This window comes from Mesorhizobium sp. M4B.F.Ca.ET.058.02.1.1 (assembly GCF_003952505.1).
Lineage (GTDB): Bacteria > Pseudomonadota > Alphaproteobacteria > Rhizobiales > Rhizobiaceae > Mesorhizobium.
In genome coordinates this window covers 3,706,691-3,729,033 of the sequence record NZ_CP034450.1, presented here as the reverse complement: position 1 = coordinate 3,729,033, position 22,343 = coordinate 3,706,691, and the positions used below count along the sequence as shown (strand labels likewise).

The window sequence follows — 22,343 nt, the reverse complement described above, 5'->3', positions numbered from 1 at the left end:
CAGTTCAAGCCGGTCTTGCGGCTTTCAGCCGTTCGATCGCCATCAGCACCCGCTCTGGCGTCGCCGGCGCGTCGAGGCGCGGGCAGATCCTGTGGTCGGCGACGCTCGCCACCGCGTCCGACAGCGCGTGCAGCACCGACATGCCGAGCGGGAAGGGCGGTTCGCCGACCGCCTTGGAGCGATGCACGGTCGGCTCGTACGCCTCCGGCCAGTCGGCCAGCGTGACGTTGAAGATCTTCGGCCGGTCCGACGCCAGCGGGATCTTGTAGGTCGACGGCGCATGGGTGCGCAGCCGCCCTTTTTCGTCCCACCAAAGTTCCTCGGTGGTCAGCCAGCCGATGCCCTGGATGAAGCCGCCCTCGATCTGGCCGAGGTCGATGGCGCGGTTCAGCGAGCGGCCGGTCTCGTGCAGGATGTCGGTGCGCTCGACCACATATTCGCCGGTCAGCGTGTCGACCGACACCTCCGAGCACGAGGCGCCATAGGCGAAGTAATAGAATGGCCGGCCTTCACCCTTGTCGCGGTTCCAGTGAATCTTCGGCGTCTTGTAGAAGCCCGCAGCCGAGAGCTGGATGCGCGCCATATAGGCCTGCTTGACGAGGTCGGCGAAGGCGATCTCCTGATTGCCGATGCGCACGCGGTTGGGCAGGAACAGCACCTGGTCGCGCGGCACCTGGTATTTTTCGGCGGCGAAGTTGGTCAGCCGGTCCTTGATCTGGCGGGCGCCGTTCTGCGCCGCCATGCCGTTGAGGTCGGAGCCGGACGACGCCGCGGTCGCCGACGTGTTCGGCACCTTGCCCGTGGTGGTGGCGGTGATCTTCACCTGGTCGAGGTCGATCTGGAACTCTTCCGCCACCACTTGCGCCACCTTGAGGTAGAGCCCTTGCCCCATCTCGGTGCCGCCATGGTTCAGATGCACCGAGCCGTCGGTGTAGACATGCACCAGCGCGCCCGCCTGATTGTAGTGTGTGGCGGTAAACGAGATGCCGAACTTGACCGGCGTCAGCGCTAGGCCGCGTTTGATGAAGCGGCTGTTGGCGTTGAAGGCGCTGATCTCGCGCCGGCGCCGCTCATAGTTCGAGCTCGCCTCCAGCTCGGCGATGATGCGGTGGATGATGTTGTCCTCGACCGTCTGGTGGTAAGGCGTGATGTTGCGGTCACTGGTGCCGTAGAAATTCTTCTTGCGGATCTCGAGCGGATCCTTGCCGAGGGCAAAGGCGACCTCGTCGATGACGCGCTCAGCGCCGACCATGCCTTGCGGCCCGCCGAAACCGCGGAAAGCGGTGTTCGACACCGTGTTGGTGTAAAGCGGCGCCGACTGCGCATGCACCGCCGGCCAGAAATAGGTGTTGTCGCAGTGGAACAGCGCGCGGTCGGTCACCGGGCCCGACAGGTCCGAGGAGAAGCCGCAGCGCGCCGCGAACATGAAGTCGACGCCGAGTATGTTGCCATCATCGTCGAAGCCGACCTCGTAGTCGATGAGGAAGTCGTGGCGCTTGCCGGTGGCGATCATGTCGTCGTCGCGGTCGGGCCTGATTTTCACCGCCCGGTGGTGCCGTTTCGCTGCGATTGCGGCGAGCGCGGCAAACTGGTTGCCCTGTGTTTCCTTGCCGCCGAAGCCGCCGCCCATGCGGCGGATTTCCACCGTGATGGCGTTGCTCGGCACCCCCAGCGCGTGGCTCACCATATGCTGGACTTCGCTCGGATGCTGGGTCGAGGAATAGATGCTGACGTCCTCGTCTTCGCCGGGGATGGCCATGGCGATGTGGCCTTCCGATGCTCCTGGCCGCCGACGCGCATCTTTCCGTTGAGCTTGCGCGGCGCCGCCTTGATCGCCGCCGCCGCGTCGCCGCGCCTTAGCGTCAGCGGTGGCGTGACGAGCTTGTCCTTCCTTGGGTTTAGCTCGCCGATGTCGGTGACGAAGGGCAATTGCTTGTATTCGACCTTGGCCAGCCGGGTGGCGCGGCGCGCCTGTTCGCGCGTCTCGGCGATGACGCAGAAGATCGGCTGGCCGTAGAACTCGACCTTGCCGTCCGCCAGCACCGGTTCGTCATGGCGGCCGGTCGGCGAGATGTCGTTCTCGCCGGGCACATCCTTTGCCGTCAGCACGTCGACGACGCCGGGCGCCGCGCGCACCGCCGAAAGGTCCATCCTGGTGATGGTGGCATGCGTTGCCGCCGAAAGGCCGAGGCAGCCATGCAGGGTGCCGGCCGGCTCCGGCATGTCGTCGATATAGACCGCCGTGCCGCTGACATGCTTGTGCGCCGAATCGTGGCGCTGATCGCTGGCGACGCCGCCCTTGATCTTCTGCGCCTTCAGGTTGGGGACGTGCTTGGTCATCAGGCGGCCTCGTAGCGTGAGACCTGGAGCGGCGCCCTGGTGCCGGTGGTCTCGACAAAGAAGCGCAGCAGAAGGTTCTTCGCCGCCAGCGCCCGATATTCGGCGCTTGCCCGCATGTCGGTCAGCGGCGTGAAATCGCTGGCGTATTCGGCCATCGCGGTCTCCACGGTTTCCTCCGTCCAGGCCTTGCCGAGCAGCGCCTTCTCGACGGCAAAAGCCCGCTTCGGCGTCGCCGCCATGCCGCCATAGGCGATGCGGATGTCGGTGACGGTGCCGTCCTTGGTCAGGGCGAGATGGAACGCGCCGAGGGCGGCGGTGATGTCCTCGTCGCGGCGCTTGGTGATCTTGTAGACGGCAAACTTTGTCGCCTTGGCCGGCACCGGCACATGCACGGCCTCGACGAATTCGCCCGGCCGCCGGTCCTGCTTGCCGTAGGCGATGAAGAAGGTCTCGAGCGGGATGGTGCGCCGCTTGTTGCCGCGCCGCAGCGTCAGCCGCGCGCCGAGCGCGATCAGCGGCGGCGGCGTGTCGCCGATCGGCGAGCCATTGGCGATGTTGCCGCCGATCGTGCCCATGTTGCGCACCTGCTCGCCGCCGATACGGTCGAACAGCGGACCGAGCGCCGGTATCCGCTTCGACAGCATCGCGAAGGCGTCCGAGTAGGTAACGCCGGCGCCGATCGAGATCACGCCCTTGTCCTCGGATATCGCGCACAGCCCGTCGAGATTGCCGATGAAGACCGCCGGCGCGATCTCGCGCATATGCTTGGTCACCCAGAGGCCGACATCGGTGGAGCCGGCGACCAGTGTCGCACTCGGCTCCTTGTCGAGCAGCTTGGCCAGATCGTCCGCATTGGCCGGCACGATCAGCCGCGCCTTGCCCGAGCCGATCTCGACGCGCGCGCCGTCCTTCATCGCCGCGAGCCTTGCCGTGATCGCCTTGCGCTCCGCCGCCAGCGGGTCCTTCGCCGCCTTGCCGTAGCTGGAGATGGCACGCGCCGCGCGCATGATCGCCTCATAGCCGGTGCAGCGGCAGAGATTGCCCTGCAGCGCCTTCTCGATCGCCGCGTCCGACGGGTCGGGCGAGCGCATCCACAGCGCGTAGAGCGACATGACGAAGCCTGGCGTGCAGAAGCCGCATTGCGAGCCGTGGAAGTCGACCATCGCCTGCTGCACCGGATGCAATTTTTCGCCGTCGCCGCGCAAATGCTCCACGGTCACGACGTGCGTGCCGTCGAGCGAGCCGAGGAAGCGGATGCAGGCGTTGACGCCTTCATAGATCAGCTTGCCGGCCGAAAGCCTTCCGACCAGCACCGTGCAGGCGCCACAGTCGCCCTCGGCGCAGCCTTCCTTGGTGCCGCGCAGCGTCCGATTGAGCCGCAGCCAGTCGAGCAGTGTCGCATCGGGCGCGACATCGACCAGCGCGACATCCTCGCCATTGAGAATGAAGCGGATTTCGTTTCGGGTCTTGACCTTGGCCATGTCTCAGCTCCCCCGATAGGTCGAATAGCCATAGGGCGAGATCAGCAGCGGCACATGGTAGTGGCGTTCTTCCGCCATGCCGAAGCGGATCGGCACGATGTCGAGGAAGGCCGGCTCGGGCAGGCTCGTCCCTTGCCCGCGCAGATAGTCGCCGGCGGCGAACACCAGCTCGTATTCGCCGGTGCGGAAGTCCGCGCCGACAAGCAGCGGCGCATCGCAGCGGCCGTCATCATTGGTGACCACCGTCTTCAGATGCGTGCGCGCCTGGCGCTCGATACGGAAAAGCTCGATCGACAGGCCCTTGGCCGGCCTGCCGGTGGCAGTATCCAGCACATGGGTCGTCAGGCGCCCGCCATCGGCTTTCGACGTTTCTGCCACTGCCGTCTCCCATTTCCAGTACGACCGATTGGCCGGTACAGTCGAACGTCTTCTGGTCAATTGTGCGCCAATTAAAGGCGATGCATAAGTCCCGGTCGAGCGGAGCACGACAAAAAGCACTTTCAAAAATTTTCGGGGGAATGCACGAGCACTCCTTTCGATATCTTCATCTCAACAGTCGGGCAGGAGTGACGATGCGTTACGAACGGGACATGCGCGGTTACGGGGCCAATCCGCCGGACCCGAAATGGCCTGGCGGCGCGCATGTCGCGGTGCAGTTCGTCGTCAATTACGAGGAAGGCGGCGAGAACTGCGTGCTGCACGGCGACAAGGCTTCGGAAGCCTTCCTGTCGGAGATCGTCGGCGCTGCCCCCTGGCTCGGCCAGCGCCACTGGAATATGGAATCGATCTACGAATATGGCGCCCGCGCCGGCTTCTGGAGGCTCCACCGCCTGTTCACTGAAGCTCTAGTGCCGGTGACCTGCTACGGCGTCGCCACGGCGCTGGCGCGCTCGCCCGACCAGGTGGCGGCCATGCAGCAGGCCGGCTGGGAGATCGCCTCGCACGGGCTGAAATGGATCGACTACCGCGATCATTCGCCCGAGGACGAGAAGCGAGACCTCGAAGAGGCGATCCGGCTGCATTACGAGGTGACCGGCGCTCGGCCGACCGGCTGGTACACCGGCCGCACCTCGATCAATACGGTGCGGCTGGTCGCCGAGGAGGGCGGCTTCGACTACGTCTCCGATACCTATGACGACGAGTTGCCCTACTGGTTCGATCGCGGCGGGGTGGACAAACCGCAGCTCGTCATCCCCTACACGCTCGACGCCAATGACATGCGCTTCGCCACGCCTCAAGGCTTCAACTCCGGCGACCAGTTCTTCGCTTATCTGAAGGACAGTTTCGACACGCTCTATGCCGAGGGCAAGGCCGGCCGGCCGCGTATGATGAACATCGGACTGCATTGCCGGCTGGTCGGCCGGCCGGGTCGCGTCGCGGCGCTCAAGCGCTTCGTTGATTATGTGAAATCGCACGACCGGGTCTGGCTGGCGCGGCGCATCGACATCGCCAGCCACTGGCGCGAGACGCATCCTTACCAGGCGCCGGCGCTGCGTCCGTCGAGGATGGAGTTCGAGGCCTTCGTCCATGCCTTCGGCAGCGTGTTCGAGCATTCGCCATGGGTCGCCGAGCGCGCCTATGAGCTGGAACTCGGCCCGGCGCATGACAGCGCCAGCGGCGTGCACAATGCGCTCTGCCGCGTCTTCCGCGCCGCAACCGAGGCTGAGCGGCTGTCCGTGCTCAACGCCCATCCCGACCTTGCCGGCAAGCTGGCGAAGGCCAGGCGGCTGACGGCGGAATCGGCCAGGGAGCAGGCCTCCGCCGGGCTCGACGCGCTGACCGACAAGGAACGCGAGCTGTTCTCCAAGCTCAACGCCGCCTACGTCACCACTTTCGGCTTCCCCTTCATCATCGCGGTCAAGGGCAAGAGCAAGGACCATATCCTGGCGGAGTTCGAGCGGCGCATCGGCAACAGCCGCGCCACCGAGTTCGAAACCGCCTGCAAACAGGTCGAGCGCATCGCGCTGCTTCGGCTGAAAGACATGCTGCCGCTCTAAGTGTTTGGTTTTACGCAACTCCGGACGAAAGACCGTCACACACTGGATTTGCTCTGAGGATCAGGACTATGGACATGATCAAGACGCCCGAGCGCACCTACTACGCACCGCATGGCGGCCATCCCGGCCAGAGCGAACTGCTCACCGGTCGCGCCGTCTTCACCGAGGCCTACGCCGTCATCCCCAAGGGCGTGATGCAGGACATCGTCACCAGCGCGCTGCCGTTCTGGGACAAGACCAGGGTCTGGATCATCGCGCGGCCGCTGTCGGGCTTCGCCGAGACCTTCTCGCAATACATCGTCGAGGTCGAGCCCGGTGGCGGCAGCGAGCGGCCGGAGCCGGATGCCGGCGCCGAGGGCGTGCTGTTCGTCGTCGAGGGCGAGCTCAGTGTTTCGCTTGCCGGCGAGAAGCATGCGCTTCGCCCAGGCGGCTTTGCCTTCCTGCCGCCGGCCAGTGGCTGGACGGTGCGCAACGAAAGCGCTGCCGCCGTCCGCTTCCACTGGGTGCGCAAGGCCTATGAGGCGGTGGATGGCCTCGACACGCCGCCGGCCTTCTTCGCCAACGAGCAGGACATCGCGCCGAGCCCGATGCCCGGCACGGAAGGCCGCTGGGCGACGACGCGCTTCGTCGACCCCGCCGACCTGCGCCATGACATGCATGTCACCATCGTCACCCTGGAGCCGGGCGCGGTCATCCCCTTCGCCGAGACGCATGTGATGGAGCATGGGCTCTATGTGCTCGAAGGCAAAGCGGTCTACCGCCTCAACCAGGACTGGGTGGAGGTCGAGGCCGGCGACTTCATGTGGCTGCGCGCGTTTTGCCCGCAGGCCTGCTATGCCGGCGGCCCGGGCAATTTCCGCTATTTGCTCTACAAGGACGTCAATCGGCACGCCAAGCTCGGCGGCGCCGGCATAGCGGGGCGGGCGCGGTGACCCGCATCGTTGCCCGGCCGCTGACGCGCGAAAACTTCGCCCCGTTCGGCGACGTCATCGACATGGGCGGCGCCAATCACTACCCGATCAACGGCGGCAAGGCCGAGCGCTACCATGATCTCGCCACCGCGGAGGCGACTGGGCCCAATGCGCGCGTGCTGATCTCCATGGTGCGCGGCACGCCCTATGAGATGCCGCTCAAGCTGACCATGGTCGAGCGCCATCCCTTCGGCAGCCAGGCGTTCATTCCGCTGTCTCCAAGGCCATTCCTGGTCGTCGTCTGTCATGACGGCAAGGATGGCCCAGGCGAGCCGCACGCCTTCATCACCATGCCCGGCCAGGGCATCAACTACCGCCGCAACCTCTGGCACGGCGTGCTGACGCCGATCGGCGAGGCGCAGGACTTCCTGATCGTCGACCGCGGCGGCGACGGCTCCAACCTCGAGGAGTGCCATTTCTCGCACTCTTACGAGATCCACCTTCCCTGAACGCCCGAGATTACCCGTCATGACCGACATTTCACTGATCGACCGCCTGCTTGACGTCATCGAGCACGACATCGTGCCGAAGACGGCCGAGGGCGTTGCGCATGGCAACAAGCTGTTCGGCGCCGCGATCCTGAGGAAGGATGACCGCTCGCTGGTGCTGGCCGAGACCAACAACGAGATCGAAAACCCGCTTTGGCACGGCGAAGTGCATTGCCTGAAGCGGTTTTACGAAATGCCGAAGGCCGAGCGCGTCGACACCAGCGACGCGATCTTTCTCGCCACGCACGAACCCTGCTCGCTCTGCCTGTCGGCCATCACCTGGACCGGCTTCGACAATTTCTACTACCTCTTCAGCCACGAAGATTCGCGCGACAGCTTCGCCATTCCGCACGACCTCAAGATACTGAAGGAGGTCTTCACCCTCGATCCCGGCGGCTACAATGCCGAGAACGCCTATTGGAAGAGCTTTTCCATCCGCCGGCTGGCGCGGGCGCTGCCGGAGGCCGAGCGCCAGCGGCTGGAAGCGCGCATCGGCAAGATTTCCGCACGCTACGACGAGCTGTCCGGCGCCTATCAGGAAAGCAAGGCAGACAACGACATTCCGTTGAACTGACGCGGATTGACCAGCCGATTTCGCCGGCTGGCCCATGACGCGGCGGCGCCGGCTCCATCATGTGCTCGCCCATGAAAATCGTCACCGAGTTCCCCCGCAAAGTCGTCGAATTTCCGGTAATGGGCATCGTCATGCCGGACGGCTGCCGGCTGTCGGCGCGGATATGGATGCCTGAGGATGCGGGCAACGATCCAGTGCCGGCCATTCTCGAGCACCTGCCCTACCGCAAGCGCGACGGCACGATCTTTCGCGATCAACTGACGCATCCTTATTTCGCCGGCCACGGCTATGCCTCGATCCGTGTCGACATGCGCGGCAACGGCGATTCCGAAGGGCTGATGGACGACGAATATTCCGAGCAGGAATTGCAGGACGCTTGCGACGTCATTGCCTGGGCCGCGTCGCAGCCGTGGTGCAACGGCAATGTCGGCATGATGGGCATTTCCTGGGGCGGCTTCAACTGCCTGCAGGTGGCGGCCAAGCAGCCGCCGGCGCTGAAGGCGGTGATCAGCCTTTGCTCGACCGTCGACCGCTATGCCGACGACATCCATTACAAGGGCGGCTGCCTGCTGATCGAAAATTTCGGCTGGGCCTCGACGATGCTGTCCTATTCGTCGCGGCCGCCGGACCCGCATTTCGTCGGCAACAACCGGTGGCGTGCCCTTTGGCAGACCCGATTGGAGAACCAACCGTTTCTGGCGCCGCTGTGGCTCAGCCACCAGCACCGCGACGCCTACTGGAAGCGCGGCTCTATCTGCGAGGATTTTTCCGCAGTCAAAGCTGCCGTGCTGTCGATCGGCGGCTGGCATGACGGCTACCGCAACACCATCTCGCACCTCGTCGCTAACATAAGGGCGCCGGTCAAGGGTATCGTCGGCCCCTGGATCCACAAATACCCGCATTACGCCGCGCCCAACCCAGCCATCGGTTTCCTGCAGGAGGCACTGCGCTGGTGGGACCGCTGGCTGAAGGGCGCCGAGACCGGCGTCGACACCGACCCAGCCTATCGCGCCTATGTGATGGACAGCGTGCGCCCGTCGCGCTGGCACCCTGAGCGGCCAGGCCGCTGGGTGGCGGAGCAGGAATGGCCGTCGTCCAACGTCAAGGTAGAAGCGATCGAACTGATTGCGGAAGGCGCCAAGCCTGCCATCGTCGCCACGCCGCAAAGCTGCGGCCTTGCCGGCGGCGAATATTTCCCCTTCACCTTCGGGCCGGAACTGCCGGGCGACCAGCGCCCCGACGATGCGCTGTCGGTGTGTTTCGACCGGCCGGTGCTTGATCGGGCGATCGACATTGTCGGCGCGCCGGAGCTCCTGGTCAGGGTCGCCTCGGACCGGCCCCAGGCCAACATCGCTGTCAGGCTCTGTGACGTCCATCCCGATGGCGCCTCGGAACTGATCTCCTACGGCGTGCTCAACCTGACGCACCGCAAGTCGCATGAATTCCCTGAGGCGATTGTGCCGGGCGAGAGTGTCTCGGCCCGTGTCGTGCTCGACCAGTGCGCCTACCGGGTGCCGGCGGGACACCGGTTGCGGGTTGCCGTTTCGAACGCCTACTGGCCGATGATCTGGCCGTCGCCGGAGCCGGTCCGGCTCGACCTTTCGAAGGCGACGCTGAAGCTGCCGAGACGCCCGGTGGCAATAGGCGACGAGGTAAGCTTCCCTTCTCCGGAGGCAGCCTCACCCTGGGCGACTAAAATGATCCGTGCCGCCAATTCCGAGCGTCATGTCGACCGCGACGAGAAGACCGGGGTCGTCACGCTTTCCATCGTCGATGATTTCGGCGCGGTGCGCGATCTCGAGCACGACCTGGCCCATGGCAGCATCGCTCGCGAGACATGGGCGATCCATCCCGACGATCCGTCGTCAGCCTCGGGAAAAACCCATTGGACGCAGACCTTGTCGCGAAATGGATGGTCGGTTCGCACCGAAACCTTCACCGAGATGCGCTCTGACGCCCAAAACTTCGTGCTCAGCGCCAGAATCGAGGCCTATGAGGGCGAAAACCTCGTCTTCGAACGCGACTTCGAACAGAACGTTCCGCGCGCTCTCGTCTGAGGGCTGGCAGGATTGATCCAATTGCGACGCGCCATTTACGCCACGGCATGTCGCATTCGGTCTTGCTTACAGCTTTCCGTTGCGGTCATTATTCCCCTCACAAGAAACAAGAAAACGACCATCAGGTCGAACCACAGAGTGAGGAACTAAATCATGTCTAACGAACTGGACTACCTCAGCCGTCGTGTCGCCGCCGGCAAGCTCAGCCGTCGCGACTTTCTCGGCCGCGCCGCCGCGCTCGGCATCACCGCGCCCTTCGCCAACTCGCTGCTGTCGAGCGCCGCGCGCGCTGCCGGCCCGGTCAAAGGTGGCACGCTGAAGGCCGGCCTCGTCGGCGGTGAATCCACCAACAGCCTCGATCCGGCGCTGATGATGACGCAGGTGCCGTTCGCCTTCGGCAAGTGCTGGGGCGAAATGATCGTCGAGCTGTCGCCCGAGGGCAAGCTCGAGAACCGCATCGCCGAGGAGATCGGCTCGTCCGACGATGCCAAGGTCTGGACGCTGAAGATCCGCGACGGCGTCGAATTCCACAACGGCAAGACCGTGACCGCCGAGGACGTCGCCGCCACGCTCGAGCGCCATTCGGACGAGAAGTCGAAGTCCGGCGCGCTCGGCTACATGAAGGGCATTGAGAGCATCAAGGCCAGCGGCAAGGAAGTGGTGCTGACGCTGAAGGAGGCCAATGCCGACCTTCCCTACCTGCTCAGCGACTATCACCTCATCGTCCAGCCGAACGGCGGCAAGGACAAGCCCGATGCCGGCATCGGCGCCGGCCCGTACAAGATCGTGACCAACGAGCCCGGCGTGCGCCATGTCGGCGAGCGCTTCGCCAATTACTGGCAGGGCGACAAGATGGGTCATGCCGACCAGATCGAAGTGGTCGTCATCAACGACGCGACGGCGCGCACCGCGGCCCTGCAGGGTGGCCAGGTCAACATGATCAACCGCGTCGAGCCGAAGATCGTCGACCTGATCAAGCGCGTGCCCGGCGTCACCATCCGCAACCATGCGGGCCCCGGCCACTACGTGTTCATCATGCATTGCAACACGGCGCCGTTCGACAACAACGACCTCAGGATGGCGCTGAAGCTGGCGATCGACCGCGAGGAGATGCTGAACAAGGTGCTGCGCGGCTACGGCTCGCTCGGCAACGACTTCCCGATCAACGCGTCCTACCCGCTGTTCACCGAGATCGAGCAGCGCAAGTACGATCCGGACAAGGCCAAGTTCCACTACAAGAAGTCCGGCCACGATGGTTCGGTCCTGCTCAGGACCTCCGATGTGGCTTTCCCCGGCGCCGTCGATGCAGCGCAGCTCTACCAGCAGAGCGCGGCCAAGGCCGGCATCAAGCTCGAGATCAAGCGCGAGCCGGGCGACGGCTACTGGAACGAGGTCTGGAACAAGCAGCCCTTCTGCGCCTCCTACTGGGGCGGACGCTCGACCCAGGACCAGATGTACTCGACCGCCTATCTGTCGACGGCCGACTGGAACGACACGCGCTTCAAGCGTCCGGACTTCGACAAGATGGTGCTGGCCGCGCGCGCCGAGCTCGACGAAGCCAAGCGCAAGGCGATGTACCATGACATGGCCGTCATGGTGCGCGACGAAGGCGGCCTGATCCTGCCGATGTTCAATCAGTTCATCGACGCCACGGGTGCTAAGGTCGGCGGCTGGGTCGACGATCCGCATCAGGAACTGATGAACGGTTACGCTTTGGCGAAATGCTGGCTCGAAGCTTGAGCCTGGCCTTGCGGAGATGTCCTCACCCATCGTGAAACTGGTGGCCCAGCGCGTTGCGCTGGGCATCCTCCTTTTGTTGGCCGTTTCGGTCCTGATCTTCGCCGGCACCCAGATCCTGCCCGGCGACGTCGCGCAAGCCATTCTCGGACAATCGGCGACGCCGGAGTCGCTCGCCAATCTGCGCGAGCAGCTCGGGCTGAACCAGCCTGCCTATCTCCGCTACTTCCACTGGCTGGGCGGCGTGCTCACCGGCGATCTCGGCACCGCCATGTCGAGCGGGCAGGACATCGCGACGTCGATCAAGGACCGGCTGTGGAACACGCTGTTCCTTGCCTTCTGGGCGGCGATCGTCGCCGTGCCGCTGGCGATCATCCTCGGCCTGATCGCGGTGCGCTATCGCAATGGTTGGGTCGACAAGCTGATCTCCGGCGTGGCGCTCGCCTCGACCTCGTTCCCGGAGTTCTTCATCGGCTATCTGCTCGTCTTTTACTTCGCCGTGCAGCACCAATGGTTCCCGGCCATTTCCACCGTCTATGAGGGCATGTCCTTCGGCGAGCGCATGCAGGCGATTGCGTTGCCGGCCGCGGCGCTGACGCTGGTGGTGCTGGCCCACATGATGCGCATGACGCGTGCGGCGATCCTCAACGTCATGCAGTCGGCCTATGTCGAGACGGCCGAGCTGAAGGGTCTGTCGGCTTTCGCCGTCATCCGCAAGCATGCCTTCCCGAACGCCATCGCGCCGATCATCAACGTCGTCATGCTTAACCTCGCCTACCTAGTTGTCGGCGTCGTGGTGGTCGAGGTGATCTTCGTCTATCCCGGCATGGGTCAGTACCTGGTCGACCATGTCACCAAGCGCGACGTGCCTGTCGTACAGGCGGTCGGCCTCATCTTCGCCGCCGTCTACATCAGCCTCAACATTATCGCGGACATTGCGGCGATTGTCGCCAATCCGCGGCTCAGACATCCGAAGTGAGGGGGCGGGCATGCAGACCCTGAGACGCATTCCCATCCCCTCGCTGATCGGCCTGGTGCTGACGGCGTTGTTCGTGCTGGCGGCGATCCTCGCGCCCTGGATCGCGCCGCATGGCAATGCCGAGATCGTCGGCGACGTCTGGGAACCGATGTCGTCGGCGCATTGGCTGGGCACCGACAATCTCGGCCGCGATCTTCTCTCGCGCATGATCTACGGCGCCCGCATCACCCTCTTCATAGCCGTGCTGGCGACAGCGCTGTCCTTCTCGCTCGGCGCCATACTTGGCTTCTCGGCGGCGGTGTTCGGCGGCTGGTACGACACGCTGCTGTCGCGCCTCGTCGACCTGCTGATGTCGATCCCGACGCTGATCATGGGCCTTGTCGTGCTTTCGGTGCTGCCCACCAACCTGGTGACGCTGATCCTGGTGATGGGGGTTCTCGACTCCACCCGCGTCTATCGCCTGTCGCGCGCCGTCGCCGTCGACATCAACGTCATGGACTATGTCGAGGCCGCCAAATTACGCGGCGAAGGCAGCGGCTGGATCATCTTTCGCGAGATCCTGCCCAATGCGCTGTCGCCGCTGGTCTCGGAACTCGGCCTGCGTTTCATCTATGCGGTGCTGTTCCTGTCGACGCTCTCCTTCCTCGGTCTCGGCGTCCAGCCGCCGGATGCCGACTGGGGCGGCATGGTGAAGGAAAACAAGGACGGCATCGTCTTCGGCATCGCGGCGGCGCTGATCCCGGCAGCGGCGATCGCGGCGCTTGCCATCTCGGTCAACCTTGTCGCCGACTGGGTGCTCAACCGCACGGCAAGCCTGAAGGGAGGGCGCGGCTGATGGCTGACACCAAAGCAAAGTCTGGCCTGCTGCTCGACATCCGCAACCTGCGCATCGAAGCGACCGTCTATCCGCCCGGCGAGCAGCCTAAGACCATTACCCTGGTGCACGACGTATCGCTGACGCTGGAGAAAGGCAAGGTGCTCGGCCTGATCGGCGAGTCCGGCGCCGGCAAGTCGACCATCGGCCTGTCGTCGATGGGCTATGGCCGCGGCGGCGTGCGCATCACCGGCGGCGAGGTCATCCTCAACGGTCGTGATATCCTGAAGGGCGGCAAGGAAGGCTTCCGCAGGTTGCGCGGCCGCGAGGTCTGCTACGTCGCGCAGTCGGCTGCCGCCGCCTTCAATCCGGCGCACCGGCTGATGGACCAGGTAGTCGAAGCCGCCCTTCTGCACGGCACGGCAACGCGGGCCGAGGCAGAGAAGCGCGCCGTCGCGCTGTTCAAGAAGCTCAGCCTGCCCAACCCGGAAACCATTGGCGAACGCTTTCCCCACCAGGTCTCCGGTGGCCAGCTGCAGCGCGTCATGACGGCGATGGCGCTGTGCTCCGAGCCGGACCTGATCGTCTTCGACGAGCCGACCACCGCGCTCGACGTGACGACGCAGATCGACGTGCTGGCGGCGATCAAGGACGCCATCCGCGACACGCATGTCGCGGCACTCTACATCACCCACGACCTTGCCGTCGTCGCCCAGGTGTCGGACGAGATCATGGTGTTGCGCCACGGCCGGCTGGTCGAATGGGGCGGCACCCGCCAGATCATCAAGGAACCGCGCCAGGAATACACCAACGCGCTGGTGTCGGTGCACGAGATCGCGCACCAGGAGCAACAGCCCGGCACGACGCCGGTGCTGTCGGTGAAGAACGTGACCGCCGCCTATGGCCGCAGCCATATCAAGGTGTTGAAGAACGTTTCGGTCGACATTTTTCCCGGCCAGACGCTGGCCGTCGTCGGCGAATCCGGCTCGGGCAAGTCGACGCTGGCGCGCGCCATCACCGGTCTGTTGCCGCCCGAGCAGGGCGGCGTCGTCTTCGATGGCCGCACGCTCGGCAACAAGCTCGCCGATCGGCCGAAAGAGGACCTGCGCCAGCTGCAGATGATCTATCAGATGGCCGACGTGGCGATGAATCCGCGCCAGACCGTCGGCACCATCATCGGCCGGCCGCTCGAATTCTATTTCGGCATACGCGGCAGCGAGCGCGACCGGCGCGTCGCCGAGCTGCTCGACAAGATCGAGATGGGCAAGGGCTTCGTCGACCGCTACCCGGCGGAGCTCTCCGGCGGCCAGAAGCAGCGCGTCTGCATCGCCCGCTCGCTCGCCGCCAAGCCGAAGCTGATCATCTGCGACGAGGTGACGTCGGCGCTCGACCCGCTGGTGGCCCATGGTATCCTCGAGCTTCTGCTCGGACTGCAGAAGGAAGAGGGCGTCGCCTATCTGTTCATCACCCACGACCTCGCCACGGTGAAGTCGATCGCCGATTCGATCGCGGTGATGTATCGCGGCGAGGTGGTGCGCTACGGCGCCAAAAGCAAGGTGCTGTCGCCGCCCTTCGACGCCTACACCGATCTTTTGCTATCCTCCGTCCCCGAAATGGAGATCGGCTGGCTGGAGAAGGCGATCAAGGGCCGGCGCATGGCGAGCGCGGGCAACTAGGACGCTCCTCGCGCGTCTGGGACGCCCCAGACGCCGTCTCCCGCAAGACCGCATGGAGCCACCCGTGGCGCTCGCGACGAAGCTTCTGCTCATCATCCTTGACGGCGTGCCCTACCGGAACTGGCGCCGGCTGATGGGCAATCTCGAGGGCTGGGTTCAGTCGGGCGAGGCGCGGGTCTGGAAGATGCGCTCGGTGCTGCCGTCGACCTCGGCCTGCTGCTATGCCTCGATCCACACCGGGGTTGCGCCGCAGGTGCATGGCATCCTCTCCAACGAGAACCGGTTCAGGGTCCAGCAGCCGGACATCTTCTCCGAGGTCAGCAAGGCCAGCGGCAAGACGGGTGCCGTCACCCATTCCTATTGGTCGGAATTCTTCCGCTCCTGTCCGTTCGACCTCATCGAGGACATGGAATTCGACGAGCCGGGCGGGTCGATCACGCATGGCCGCTTCCACACCATGACCGGCTACAACGCCAGGAACCAGATGACGCCGAGCGATGTCGACCTGTTCGCGACGCTGACCATGCTGACCAGGCGCCACGGCATCGATTACGGCATCTTGCACACCTGCACGCTGGATTCGATGGGCCATCGCTTCGGCCATGACTGCCACGAGATGGACCATGCCGTCTATGCGATGGACGCGATGCTCGCCGCCTTCCTGCCGGTCTGGCGGCAAGCCGGCTACGAAGTGATCGTCACCGCCGACCATGGCCAGACCGACCGCGGCCATCATGGCGGCCACGACGACGAGATGCAGGATTTCGCCCTGTACTATTTCGGTCCGGGCAAGGGTCCCGAGCCAGACACGCTGCTGGACCAGTTGCAGCTGGCGCCGACGGTGCTGAAGCGCCTCGGCGTGCCAGTTCCGGCGACGATGAGGGCGAAGGCGTTTTTGGAGTGAAACGCGGCGTTGGCGCCTCCTCTCCCCGTCACTATACGGGGAGAGGGTAAGGGTGTCCGAACCCGATAGATAGGTAACAGAATGGACCGATTGCATAGGTGACAGTTTTCTCCCTCGCCGGAGGACCCGGCGATGGTTTGGCGAGAGACTGGCATCATGGACGAGCGGCTTCGTTTTGTAGTGGATTGCCTTTCTGGCGAAGAGACGATGAGCGAGCTTTGTGCGGCCTACGGAATTTCGCGCAAGATCGGCTATAAATGGCTGGGTCGCTACCGGGAGTTTGGCCCGGAAGGTTTGCACGATCGGCCGCGAGCGCCGCTCAATCATGGCCGTGCGACAGCCCTTGATCTTGTCGAGCGGATCGTGGCGGCGAAGGAGACGCATCCGCTGTGGGGGCCCAAGAAGATCGTGGCGCGGCTCAAGCGCGCGGCTCCCGACTTGATCTGGCCGTCGGCCTCGACGGCAGGCGCTATCCTTGCACGGCATGGGCTTGTCAGCGCCCGCAAGCGGACCCGGCTGCGGGCCTGCGGCAATGGACCTTGGCCGGAGCCGCAAGGGCCGAACGCGGTGTGGACCGGCGATCACAAGGGCTGGTTCCGGACCCGTGACGGGTGGCGTTGCGAACCGTTGACGGTGATGGATGCGTCGAGCCGCTACTTGCTGGCGCTCGAAGCGACCGGCTCGACGGCGGATGCCGAGGCCTGGCCGGTATTCGAGCGGCTGTTTGAGGAGCATGGCCTGCCGGACCGGTTCCGAAGCGACAATGGCCCGCCCTTCGCGTCGGCCGGTGTCACCGGGCTGACACCGCTTGCGGTGCGCTTCATCAAACTCGGCATCGCCCTGGAGCGGATCGCGCCCGGCAAACCCCAGCAGAACGGGCGCCACGAGCGCTTTCATCTGACCCTGTTGCCGCTGGCCGAGGCACCGGAGGCCGACAGGGCGGCCCAGGGCCACGCCTTCGAGGCCTTCCGGCGCAGCTACAATGAAGAACGTCCCCATGAGGCGCTAGGCATGGACACTCCAGCCCAGCATTACAGATCCTCCCGGCGCGCCATGCCGACGATGCCGCCCGAGCCTGATTATCCGGCCGAGGCCGCGGTCCGTCATGTACGCCACAATGGCGAGATCAGGTGGAACGGCGGCTTCGTCTATGTCTCGCAGGCACTGGTTGGTGAAGCTGTCGCGGCCGCCCAAACCGAGGATGGTCAATGGGCTCTTTCCTTCCATGCACACCAGCTCGGCATCATCGACACAAGGCGTATGACGCTTGTCCGCTGCAGCGCCGCGCTAACCAATCCGCTTGGCGCTGCAGCGGACAAATAGGGGGAGAACTGTTACCTATGTATCCGGTTCAAACTGTTACCCATCTATCGGCTGGACAGATACTCTGGCAACGCTCGCGCTCTTCGGTTAGCCTCCCGAAAATTCCTTGGCGGAAGGATGAACCTTTTTGGACCGATCGGCGACAGAGCTACGAGGAGCCAGGCGGCTCGACCGGCCATGACAGCGGCGATGGAGACCGATCGGGCGCTTGTCGACCGGGTCGCGAAGGGCGACCGGGCTGCCGTGCGGCTCCTGTTCATGCGTCACCACGCGCGGGTCTACCGTTTCGTGGTGCGCCAGACGGGATCGGAAATGATGGCCGACGATATCGCGAACGAGGTGTTCCTCGAGCTGTGGCGCCAGGCGCCCAGCTTCGAAGGACGCTCGGAAGTCTCGACATGGCTGCTCGGCATCGCCCGCTTCAAGGCGCTGTCCTCGCTGCGCAAGAAGAAGGAGGACTGGATCGACGACGATGACGCGGCCCAGGTCCCCGACAGCGCCGACACGCCGGAAGTCGTCACCATGAAGGAAGACAAGGGCGCCGCCCTGCGGCGCTTCATCGACGCCTTGCCGGAAGAACATCGCACGGTGATCGACCTTGCCTATTATCACGGACAGTCGGTGACCGAGATTGGCGAGGTGCTCGGCATTCCCGTCGCCACGGTCAAGACCAGAATGTTCTACGCCCGCAAGAAACTCGGTGAGGCCCTCAAGGCCGCCGGTTACGACAGGGGGTGGCCATGAGCGCCGCTGAAAAGATGTCGCGCCGCGACGAGATGGAAACGCTGCTGCCGTTCTACCTGAACGGCTCGCTGGAAGGCGCCGAGCTCGAAGCCGTCGAGGAATGGCTTGCGAGCGACCCGGCGGCGCTTGCCGCGCTCGGCGAGGCCGAGGCCGAATTCTCCGGCACCGCTGCCGCCAACGAGGCGATCCGCCCGCCGGCCGACGCGCTGAGCCGATTTGCCCGGACGCTCGACGCCGAGGCCGGTCCGGCGCGTGCGCCGGCCAGCCCGTCATGGCTCACGCAGGCCCTCAATCGCTTCTTGGCTGTGCCGGCCACTGTCGCCTGGGCGGCCGCAGCGGCGTTGCTGGCGCTGGTGGTGGTGCAATCCTTCGAGCAGCCCGGTGGCAAGGGCAATGATTTCGAGGTCGCCGGCACCGGGGACGAGCTGGCGAAGCTGCCGTTCGCTCTCGTCAAGTTCAAGCCGGAGGCGAAGATGTCCGACATCGCCGCCTTCCTTGATCAGAATGGGCTGAAGATATCAGGCGGGCCGACCGCCGCTGGCGTCTTCCATATTGCCTTGCCGGCCAAGACGAGCGCCGACTACGACAAGCTGCTTGGCCTTATTGCCGCCCAGCCCTTCGCGGATGCTGTGATTGAGGGAAGGAAACCGGTTGATGGCGGCTAGAGCAGTCATCGCATTCGCTGGATTTCTGCTGGCGGCGACGACAATCGCCGCCGCGCCCGTTTTTGCGCAGGGCAAGGACCAGCCGCCGGCGCAAACCGATTGTGCCGACCGGACAAACGCCGCCGGCGCCGACTGCGCCAAGGATGGCGGGACGTCCGGCACCGGGTCTGTCGGCGGCGCCGCCGTCTTTCTGCCGGCGCTGATCGTCGACCTGTTTCCCAATCCTCCCGGCGGTGCGGCGCCGCTGCCGACGCCCGACCCGCGCCGCGATCCGGCCAGTACTCTGCCGCCGCCGGCTCCGCCCGCGCCGCCCGTGCAGGCGCCGGCACTTGGCGGCCCGATCATTTCGCCGACCGACCTCATCGCCACCGAGCCGCAGCGCGCCATCGTCGGTGATTTCGTGCCCGACGAGGTGCTGGTGACGGTCGACGGCGATGCCGCTACCGTACAGCAGATCGCTGCTTCCTTCGGCCTCGAAGTGCGCTCCGAGCGCCAGTCGCGCCTGCTCGGCACCACGCTGGCGCGCTTCGGCATTCCCGACGGCCGTCCGGTCGGCGTCGTGCTGGCGCAGCTTGCCGCCGACGGCCGCACAAGACGGCGTGAGCCCAACCATGTCTATTCGCTGCAGCAGGCGGCCGGTATCGTCAACTATGCCTTCGATCGCATCGCGCTCGACGCCAAGGCGGCGAGCGGCGAGAATGTGCGCGTCGCCGTCATCGACACCGGAATCGACGACACCAACCCGGCGCTGTCGGGCGTCATCGCCGACCAGTTCGACGCCATGCCCAACGTGCCGGTCGAAAAGCGCGACCATGGCACCTCGATCGATGGCCTGATCGCCGGCGTCGGCGCGCTCAAAGGCATGGCGCCGGGGGCAAAGATCTACCATGCCCGTGCCTTCGAGGGTGGCAAGTCGACCATGGACGTCATCCTTTCGGCGCTCGACTGGGCGGCGGAGCAGGACGTGCGCATCATCAACATGAGCTTCGTCGGCCCGAAGAATGACCTGCTCGGCATTGCTTGCCGCAACGCTCGCTCGCTGGGCATCGTGCTGGTCGCCGCCGCCGGCAACAACGGGCCGAAAGCTCCCTATGGTTACCCGGCGGCCTTTGTCGGTGTCATCGCCGTGACCGCCACCGATGCCAAGGACGGGTTGATGCCGCAGGCCAATCGCGGCGCCTATGTCTTCATCTCGGCCCCCGGCGTCGAGATGGTGGCGCCGAGCGGCGCCGGCTCCGACGTCGTCACCGGCACGTCCTTTGCCGCCGCGATCGTCAGCGGGGCCATCGCCAACCTGATCCATGTCGCGCCCGACCGTTCGGCCGACGAAATCGAGAAGGCGCTGGCCGATACCGCAAGGGATCTCGGCCCGAAGGGCAGGGACAATGACTTCGGCTACGGCCTGCTGGACACCAAGGCGGCGGAAGCTGTGAAGAAGGAATGAGCTTCAGTCGAGATGGATCGGGTGCCCAATCAACAAACTTGTCGCCAATGGCCTGGATTGGTGGCAGTGGAAGTCATTAACGGTCATTCGACAGCAGTTACAGAATGACCGAGATGGGACTGGAAGCAAACTGACCGTTTCTGGGGTCCGCGATAGCTCGATAGCCGCGAATGGCTGGCCTCCGTCCATGACAGTCTCGGCGGGCCCGAGAGGGCACTATGATCAGATTTCAGTTCCCTCGCGCCGCTGCACTGCGGGGTCGTATTGTGAGAGTCCCACGATGCTTCAGCTTCGGCCACCACGGGCCAATCGCGACAATTGCCCTATCGGAATGGGCAAATCGTGATGCGCACATTCTATCGATTGGTTGCCGTTATGATCGTGGTGTCCGGCTTGACCGGTTGCATCAGTGTTTCCTACTACGCGCAATCCGTGCAGGGTCATCTGCAGATCATGACGGCGCGCAGGGATGTCGGAAAACTGATCGAGGACCCTTCGACGCCGAAGGCATTGCGCGCCCGAATGGTATCGGCGAGCGCCATACGACAGTTTGCAACTGATGAACTGGCGCTGCCCGATAACAGCAGCTACCGCAGCTATGTCGACATCGGTCGGGACTCGGTGACCTATGCCGTCTTTGCCGCGCCGGAATTCTCGCTGACGCCACGAACATGGTGTTTTCCCGTTTTCGGCTGCGTCCCCTATCGAGGATATTTCTCCAAGAAGTCTGCGACTGAAACCGCCGTCGAACTTCAAGGACAGGGCATGGACGTCTTTGTGACCGGCATCACTGCCTATTCCACGCTTGGCTGGTCAAGTGACCCGCTGTTAAGCACGATGCTCAGCCAGGATGAGACATATCTTGCTGCGCTGGTTTTCCATGAACTGGCCCACCAGCGCGTCTACGTGCACGGCGATTCCGCATTCAACGAGGCGTTCGCTGTCGCCGTCGAAACAACCGGGGTAAAAAAATGGCTGCGCGCCGCTGGCGCTACTGCGCAATTGCGCCGTTACGAAGCCGCTGAGAGGCGCAAAGCTGAATTTCTTACGCTTGTCTCCCAAACCCGGGACGAGCTAGGACAAATCTATGGCAACTCCGGCACCTCGGAGCAGAAGCGGGCCGCAAAGATGGCCGCGATTGAACGGCTGCGGACGCGCTACCGACACATGCGCGACAGGCGCTGGGGTCGATACCGGGGATACGATGCCTGGTTCGCCTCCCCAATCAACAACGCAAAGCTCGCCGCGACTTCCGTTTACAGTGATCGGGTGACCGCATTTCTCCGCCTGTTCGACTTGTGTTCGGGCAACTATGCACGGTTCTATGCGTCGGTTCGACGGATTGGCGTACTGGACGAACCTCATCGCGCCGAAACACTTGCGGCGGCAGATAGCTGCTATTGAGCCCGTCAATGTAAAGGCCGAAGCGTCTCCTTACGAAGTTCCTCGAGCGGCACGTGGCGAAGCTTGTCGGCGCCCCTCAGGAGTTTGACCCGACCGACCAGTCCAGGCCTTCTTTCGCCAAATGCCTTCGGCGCAGGAGCGCCGGCCCTATTGTCGCATCGTCGGAACGAATGCGATCAGCGGCTGTTTAGCCATCGAAGGGACCGCAACCAAGGATGTGGAATGTTTGACTTTCAGAACTTGGAACTTGCAATCGCGAGGCAACGCGTGAACCGGGCGGAACTCGCCCTTGAGCGTGCTGAGGAGATGCTCAACGAAGAGTGCGGCGTCGGTATCAACTTGGCGCTTTGCTGCCGGATCACGTCGGCGCGACGGCGTGTCCTTGATGCAAGAGCGCGCCTGATGAAGATCGATCGGACCAACCACCCACTGAGGGCGGCAGCCCGATGATAGCGACCTTTGACATCGAGACTGCCAAGCATAGCGCCACATATCGTGCTGCTAGGCTCGCGCTGCTGACGCATCAGGTCGTGCATCATATCGAACTGACGGACGCCGCGGGAGAGAAGGTCGAGCAGGCGCTGGCGAGGCTTGCTGAGGCGAACGCTCGCGCGGACGGGCGCGCGCAGCCGTAAGGCGACATCATCCGGCTGGAAGTTCGCGCAGCGATGCGGCGAGTTGCGGCCGCTGTTTCGGTTCTTGCCGTTTGATATCAATATGATTGTGGCCGAGGTGGTTGGCGCCG

Annotated in this window: 19 protein-coding genes and 1 pseudogene; 17 read left to right on the top strand and 3 right to left on the bottom strand. The window is 64.5% G+C overall.

Going from position 1 to position 22,343, the window contains the following annotated elements:
- Positions 1-4 precede the first annotated feature (4 nt).
- The 3 genes and pseudogenes from xdhB to uraH form a co-directional block, all read right to left on the bottom strand.
- Positions 5-2,340, bottom strand: a pseudogene (gene xdhB, locus EJ073_RS18190) (xanthine dehydrogenase molybdopterin binding subunit).
- Positions 2,340-3,821 carry a xanthine dehydrogenase small subunit gene (xdhA, locus tag EJ073_RS18185; protein ID WP_126056972.1) on the bottom strand — a complete coding sequence of 494 codons (1,482 nt, stop codon included), beginning with the start codon at positions 3,819-3,821 and terminating at the stop codon, positions 2,340-2,342. Before xdhA ends, xdhB begins: the two are co-directional and overlap by 1 nt.
- 3 nt (positions 3,822-3,824) lie before the next feature.
- Complete coding sequence (gene uraH / locus EJ073_RS18180) at positions 3,825-4,199, bottom strand: hydroxyisourate hydrolase (RefSeq protein ID WP_126056971.1); 375 nt, start codon at positions 4,197-4,199, stop codon at positions 3,825-3,827.
- Positions 4,200-4,393: 194 nt separating this feature from the next.
- Between uraH and puuE the strand changes: the two genes are divergently transcribed.
- The 17 genes from puuE to EJ073_RS18095 all read left to right on the top strand — a co-directional run bounded on the left by puuE (position 4,394) and on the right by EJ073_RS18095 (position 22,233).
- Complete coding sequence (gene puuE, locus EJ073_RS18175; protein WP_126056970.1) at positions 4,394-5,818, top strand: allantoinase PuuE; 1,425 nt, start codon at positions 4,394-4,396, stop codon at positions 5,816-5,818.
- A gap of 68 nt (positions 5,819-5,886) precedes the next feature.
- Entirely contained in the window at positions 5,887-6,750 is an 864-nt protein-coding gene (locus tag EJ073_RS18170) for a bifunctional allantoicase/(S)-ureidoglycine aminohydrolase (RefSeq protein WP_126056969.1), read from the top strand.
- Positions 6,747-7,238, top strand: a complete 492-nt coding sequence (locus tag EJ073_RS18165; RefSeq protein ID WP_126056968.1) for an ureidoglycolate lyase — start codon at positions 6,747-6,749, stop codon at positions 7,236-7,238. The genes EJ073_RS18170 and EJ073_RS18165 overlap by 4 nt, the downstream gene beginning before the upstream one ends.
- A 19-nt stretch (positions 7,239-7,257) precedes the next feature.
- Positions 7,258-7,851, top strand: coding sequence for a nucleoside deaminase (locus EJ073_RS18160; RefSeq protein WP_126056967.1), 594 nt, complete (start codon positions 7,258-7,260; stop codon positions 7,849-7,851).
- A 71-nt stretch (positions 7,852-7,922) separates the two neighbouring features.
- Entirely contained in the window at positions 7,923-9,908 is a 1,986-nt protein-coding gene (locus tag EJ073_RS18155) for a CocE/NonD family hydrolase (protein WP_126056966.1), read from the top strand.
- A 153-nt stretch (positions 9,909-10,061) separates the two neighbouring features.
- Positions 10,062-11,648, top strand: a complete 1,587-nt coding sequence (locus EJ073_RS18150) for an ABC transporter substrate-binding protein (protein ID WP_126056965.1) — start codon at positions 10,062-10,064, stop codon at positions 11,646-11,648.
- A 16-nt stretch (positions 11,649-11,664) separates the two neighbouring features.
- Entirely contained in the window at positions 11,665-12,624 is a 960-nt protein-coding gene (locus tag EJ073_RS18145) for an ABC transporter permease (RefSeq protein WP_126056964.1), read from the top strand.
- 10 nt (positions 12,625-12,634) lie between these two features.
- Positions 12,635-13,459, top strand: a complete 825-nt coding sequence (locus EJ073_RS18140; protein WP_126056963.1) for an ABC transporter permease — start codon at positions 12,635-12,637, stop codon at positions 13,457-13,459.
- Positions 13,459-15,114, top strand: a complete 1,656-nt coding sequence (locus EJ073_RS18135) for an ABC transporter ATP-binding protein (protein WP_126056962.1) — start codon at positions 13,459-13,461, stop codon at positions 15,112-15,114. Before EJ073_RS18140 ends, EJ073_RS18135 begins: the two co-directional genes overlap by 1 nt.
- Before the next feature lie 64 nt (positions 15,115-15,178).
- A complete protein-coding gene (locus EJ073_RS18130; RefSeq protein ID WP_126056961.1) occupies positions 15,179-16,018 on the top strand; it encodes an alkaline phosphatase family protein in 840 nt (279 codons plus the stop codon).
- Between the two features lie 132 nt (positions 16,019-16,150).
- Positions 16,151-17,341, top strand: a complete 1,191-nt coding sequence (locus EJ073_RS18125; RefSeq protein WP_126056960.1) for an integrase core domain-containing protein — start codon at positions 16,151-16,153, stop codon at positions 17,339-17,341.
- 177 nt (positions 17,342-17,518) lie between these two features.
- Entirely contained in the window at positions 17,519-18,085 is a 567-nt protein-coding gene (locus EJ073_RS18120) for a sigma-70 family RNA polymerase sigma factor (protein ID WP_126056959.1), read from the top strand.
- The gene (locus EJ073_RS18115) at positions 18,082-18,750 is read left to right on the top strand and encodes an anti-sigma factor (RefSeq protein ID WP_126056958.1); all 669 of its coding nucleotides are present in this window, start codon (positions 18,082-18,084) and stop codon (positions 18,748-18,750) included. Before EJ073_RS18120 ends, EJ073_RS18115 begins: the two co-directional genes overlap by 4 nt.
- A complete protein-coding gene (locus tag EJ073_RS18110) occupies positions 18,740-20,194 on the top strand; it encodes a S8 family serine peptidase (protein WP_126056957.1) in 1,455 nt (484 codons plus the stop codon). Before EJ073_RS18115 ends, EJ073_RS18110 begins: the two co-directional genes overlap by 11 nt.
- Positions 20,195-20,539: 345 nt before the next feature.
- Positions 20,540-21,598 (top strand): aminopeptidase, encoded by a 1,059-nt coding sequence (locus EJ073_RS18105; RefSeq protein WP_126056956.1) that lies wholly within the window; start codon positions 20,540-20,542, stop codon positions 21,596-21,598.
- 222 nt (positions 21,599-21,820) lie between these two features.
- The gene (locus EJ073_RS31870; protein WP_126056955.1) at positions 21,821-22,048 is read left to right on the top strand and encodes a hypothetical protein; all 228 of its coding nucleotides are present in this window, start codon (positions 21,821-21,823) and stop codon (positions 22,046-22,048) included.
- Positions 22,045-22,233, top strand: a complete 189-nt coding sequence (locus EJ073_RS18095) for a hypothetical protein (protein WP_126056954.1) — start codon at positions 22,045-22,047, stop codon at positions 22,231-22,233. The genes EJ073_RS31870 and EJ073_RS18095 overlap by 4 nt, the downstream gene beginning before the upstream one ends.
- Positions 22,234-22,343: the final 110 nt, after the last annotated feature.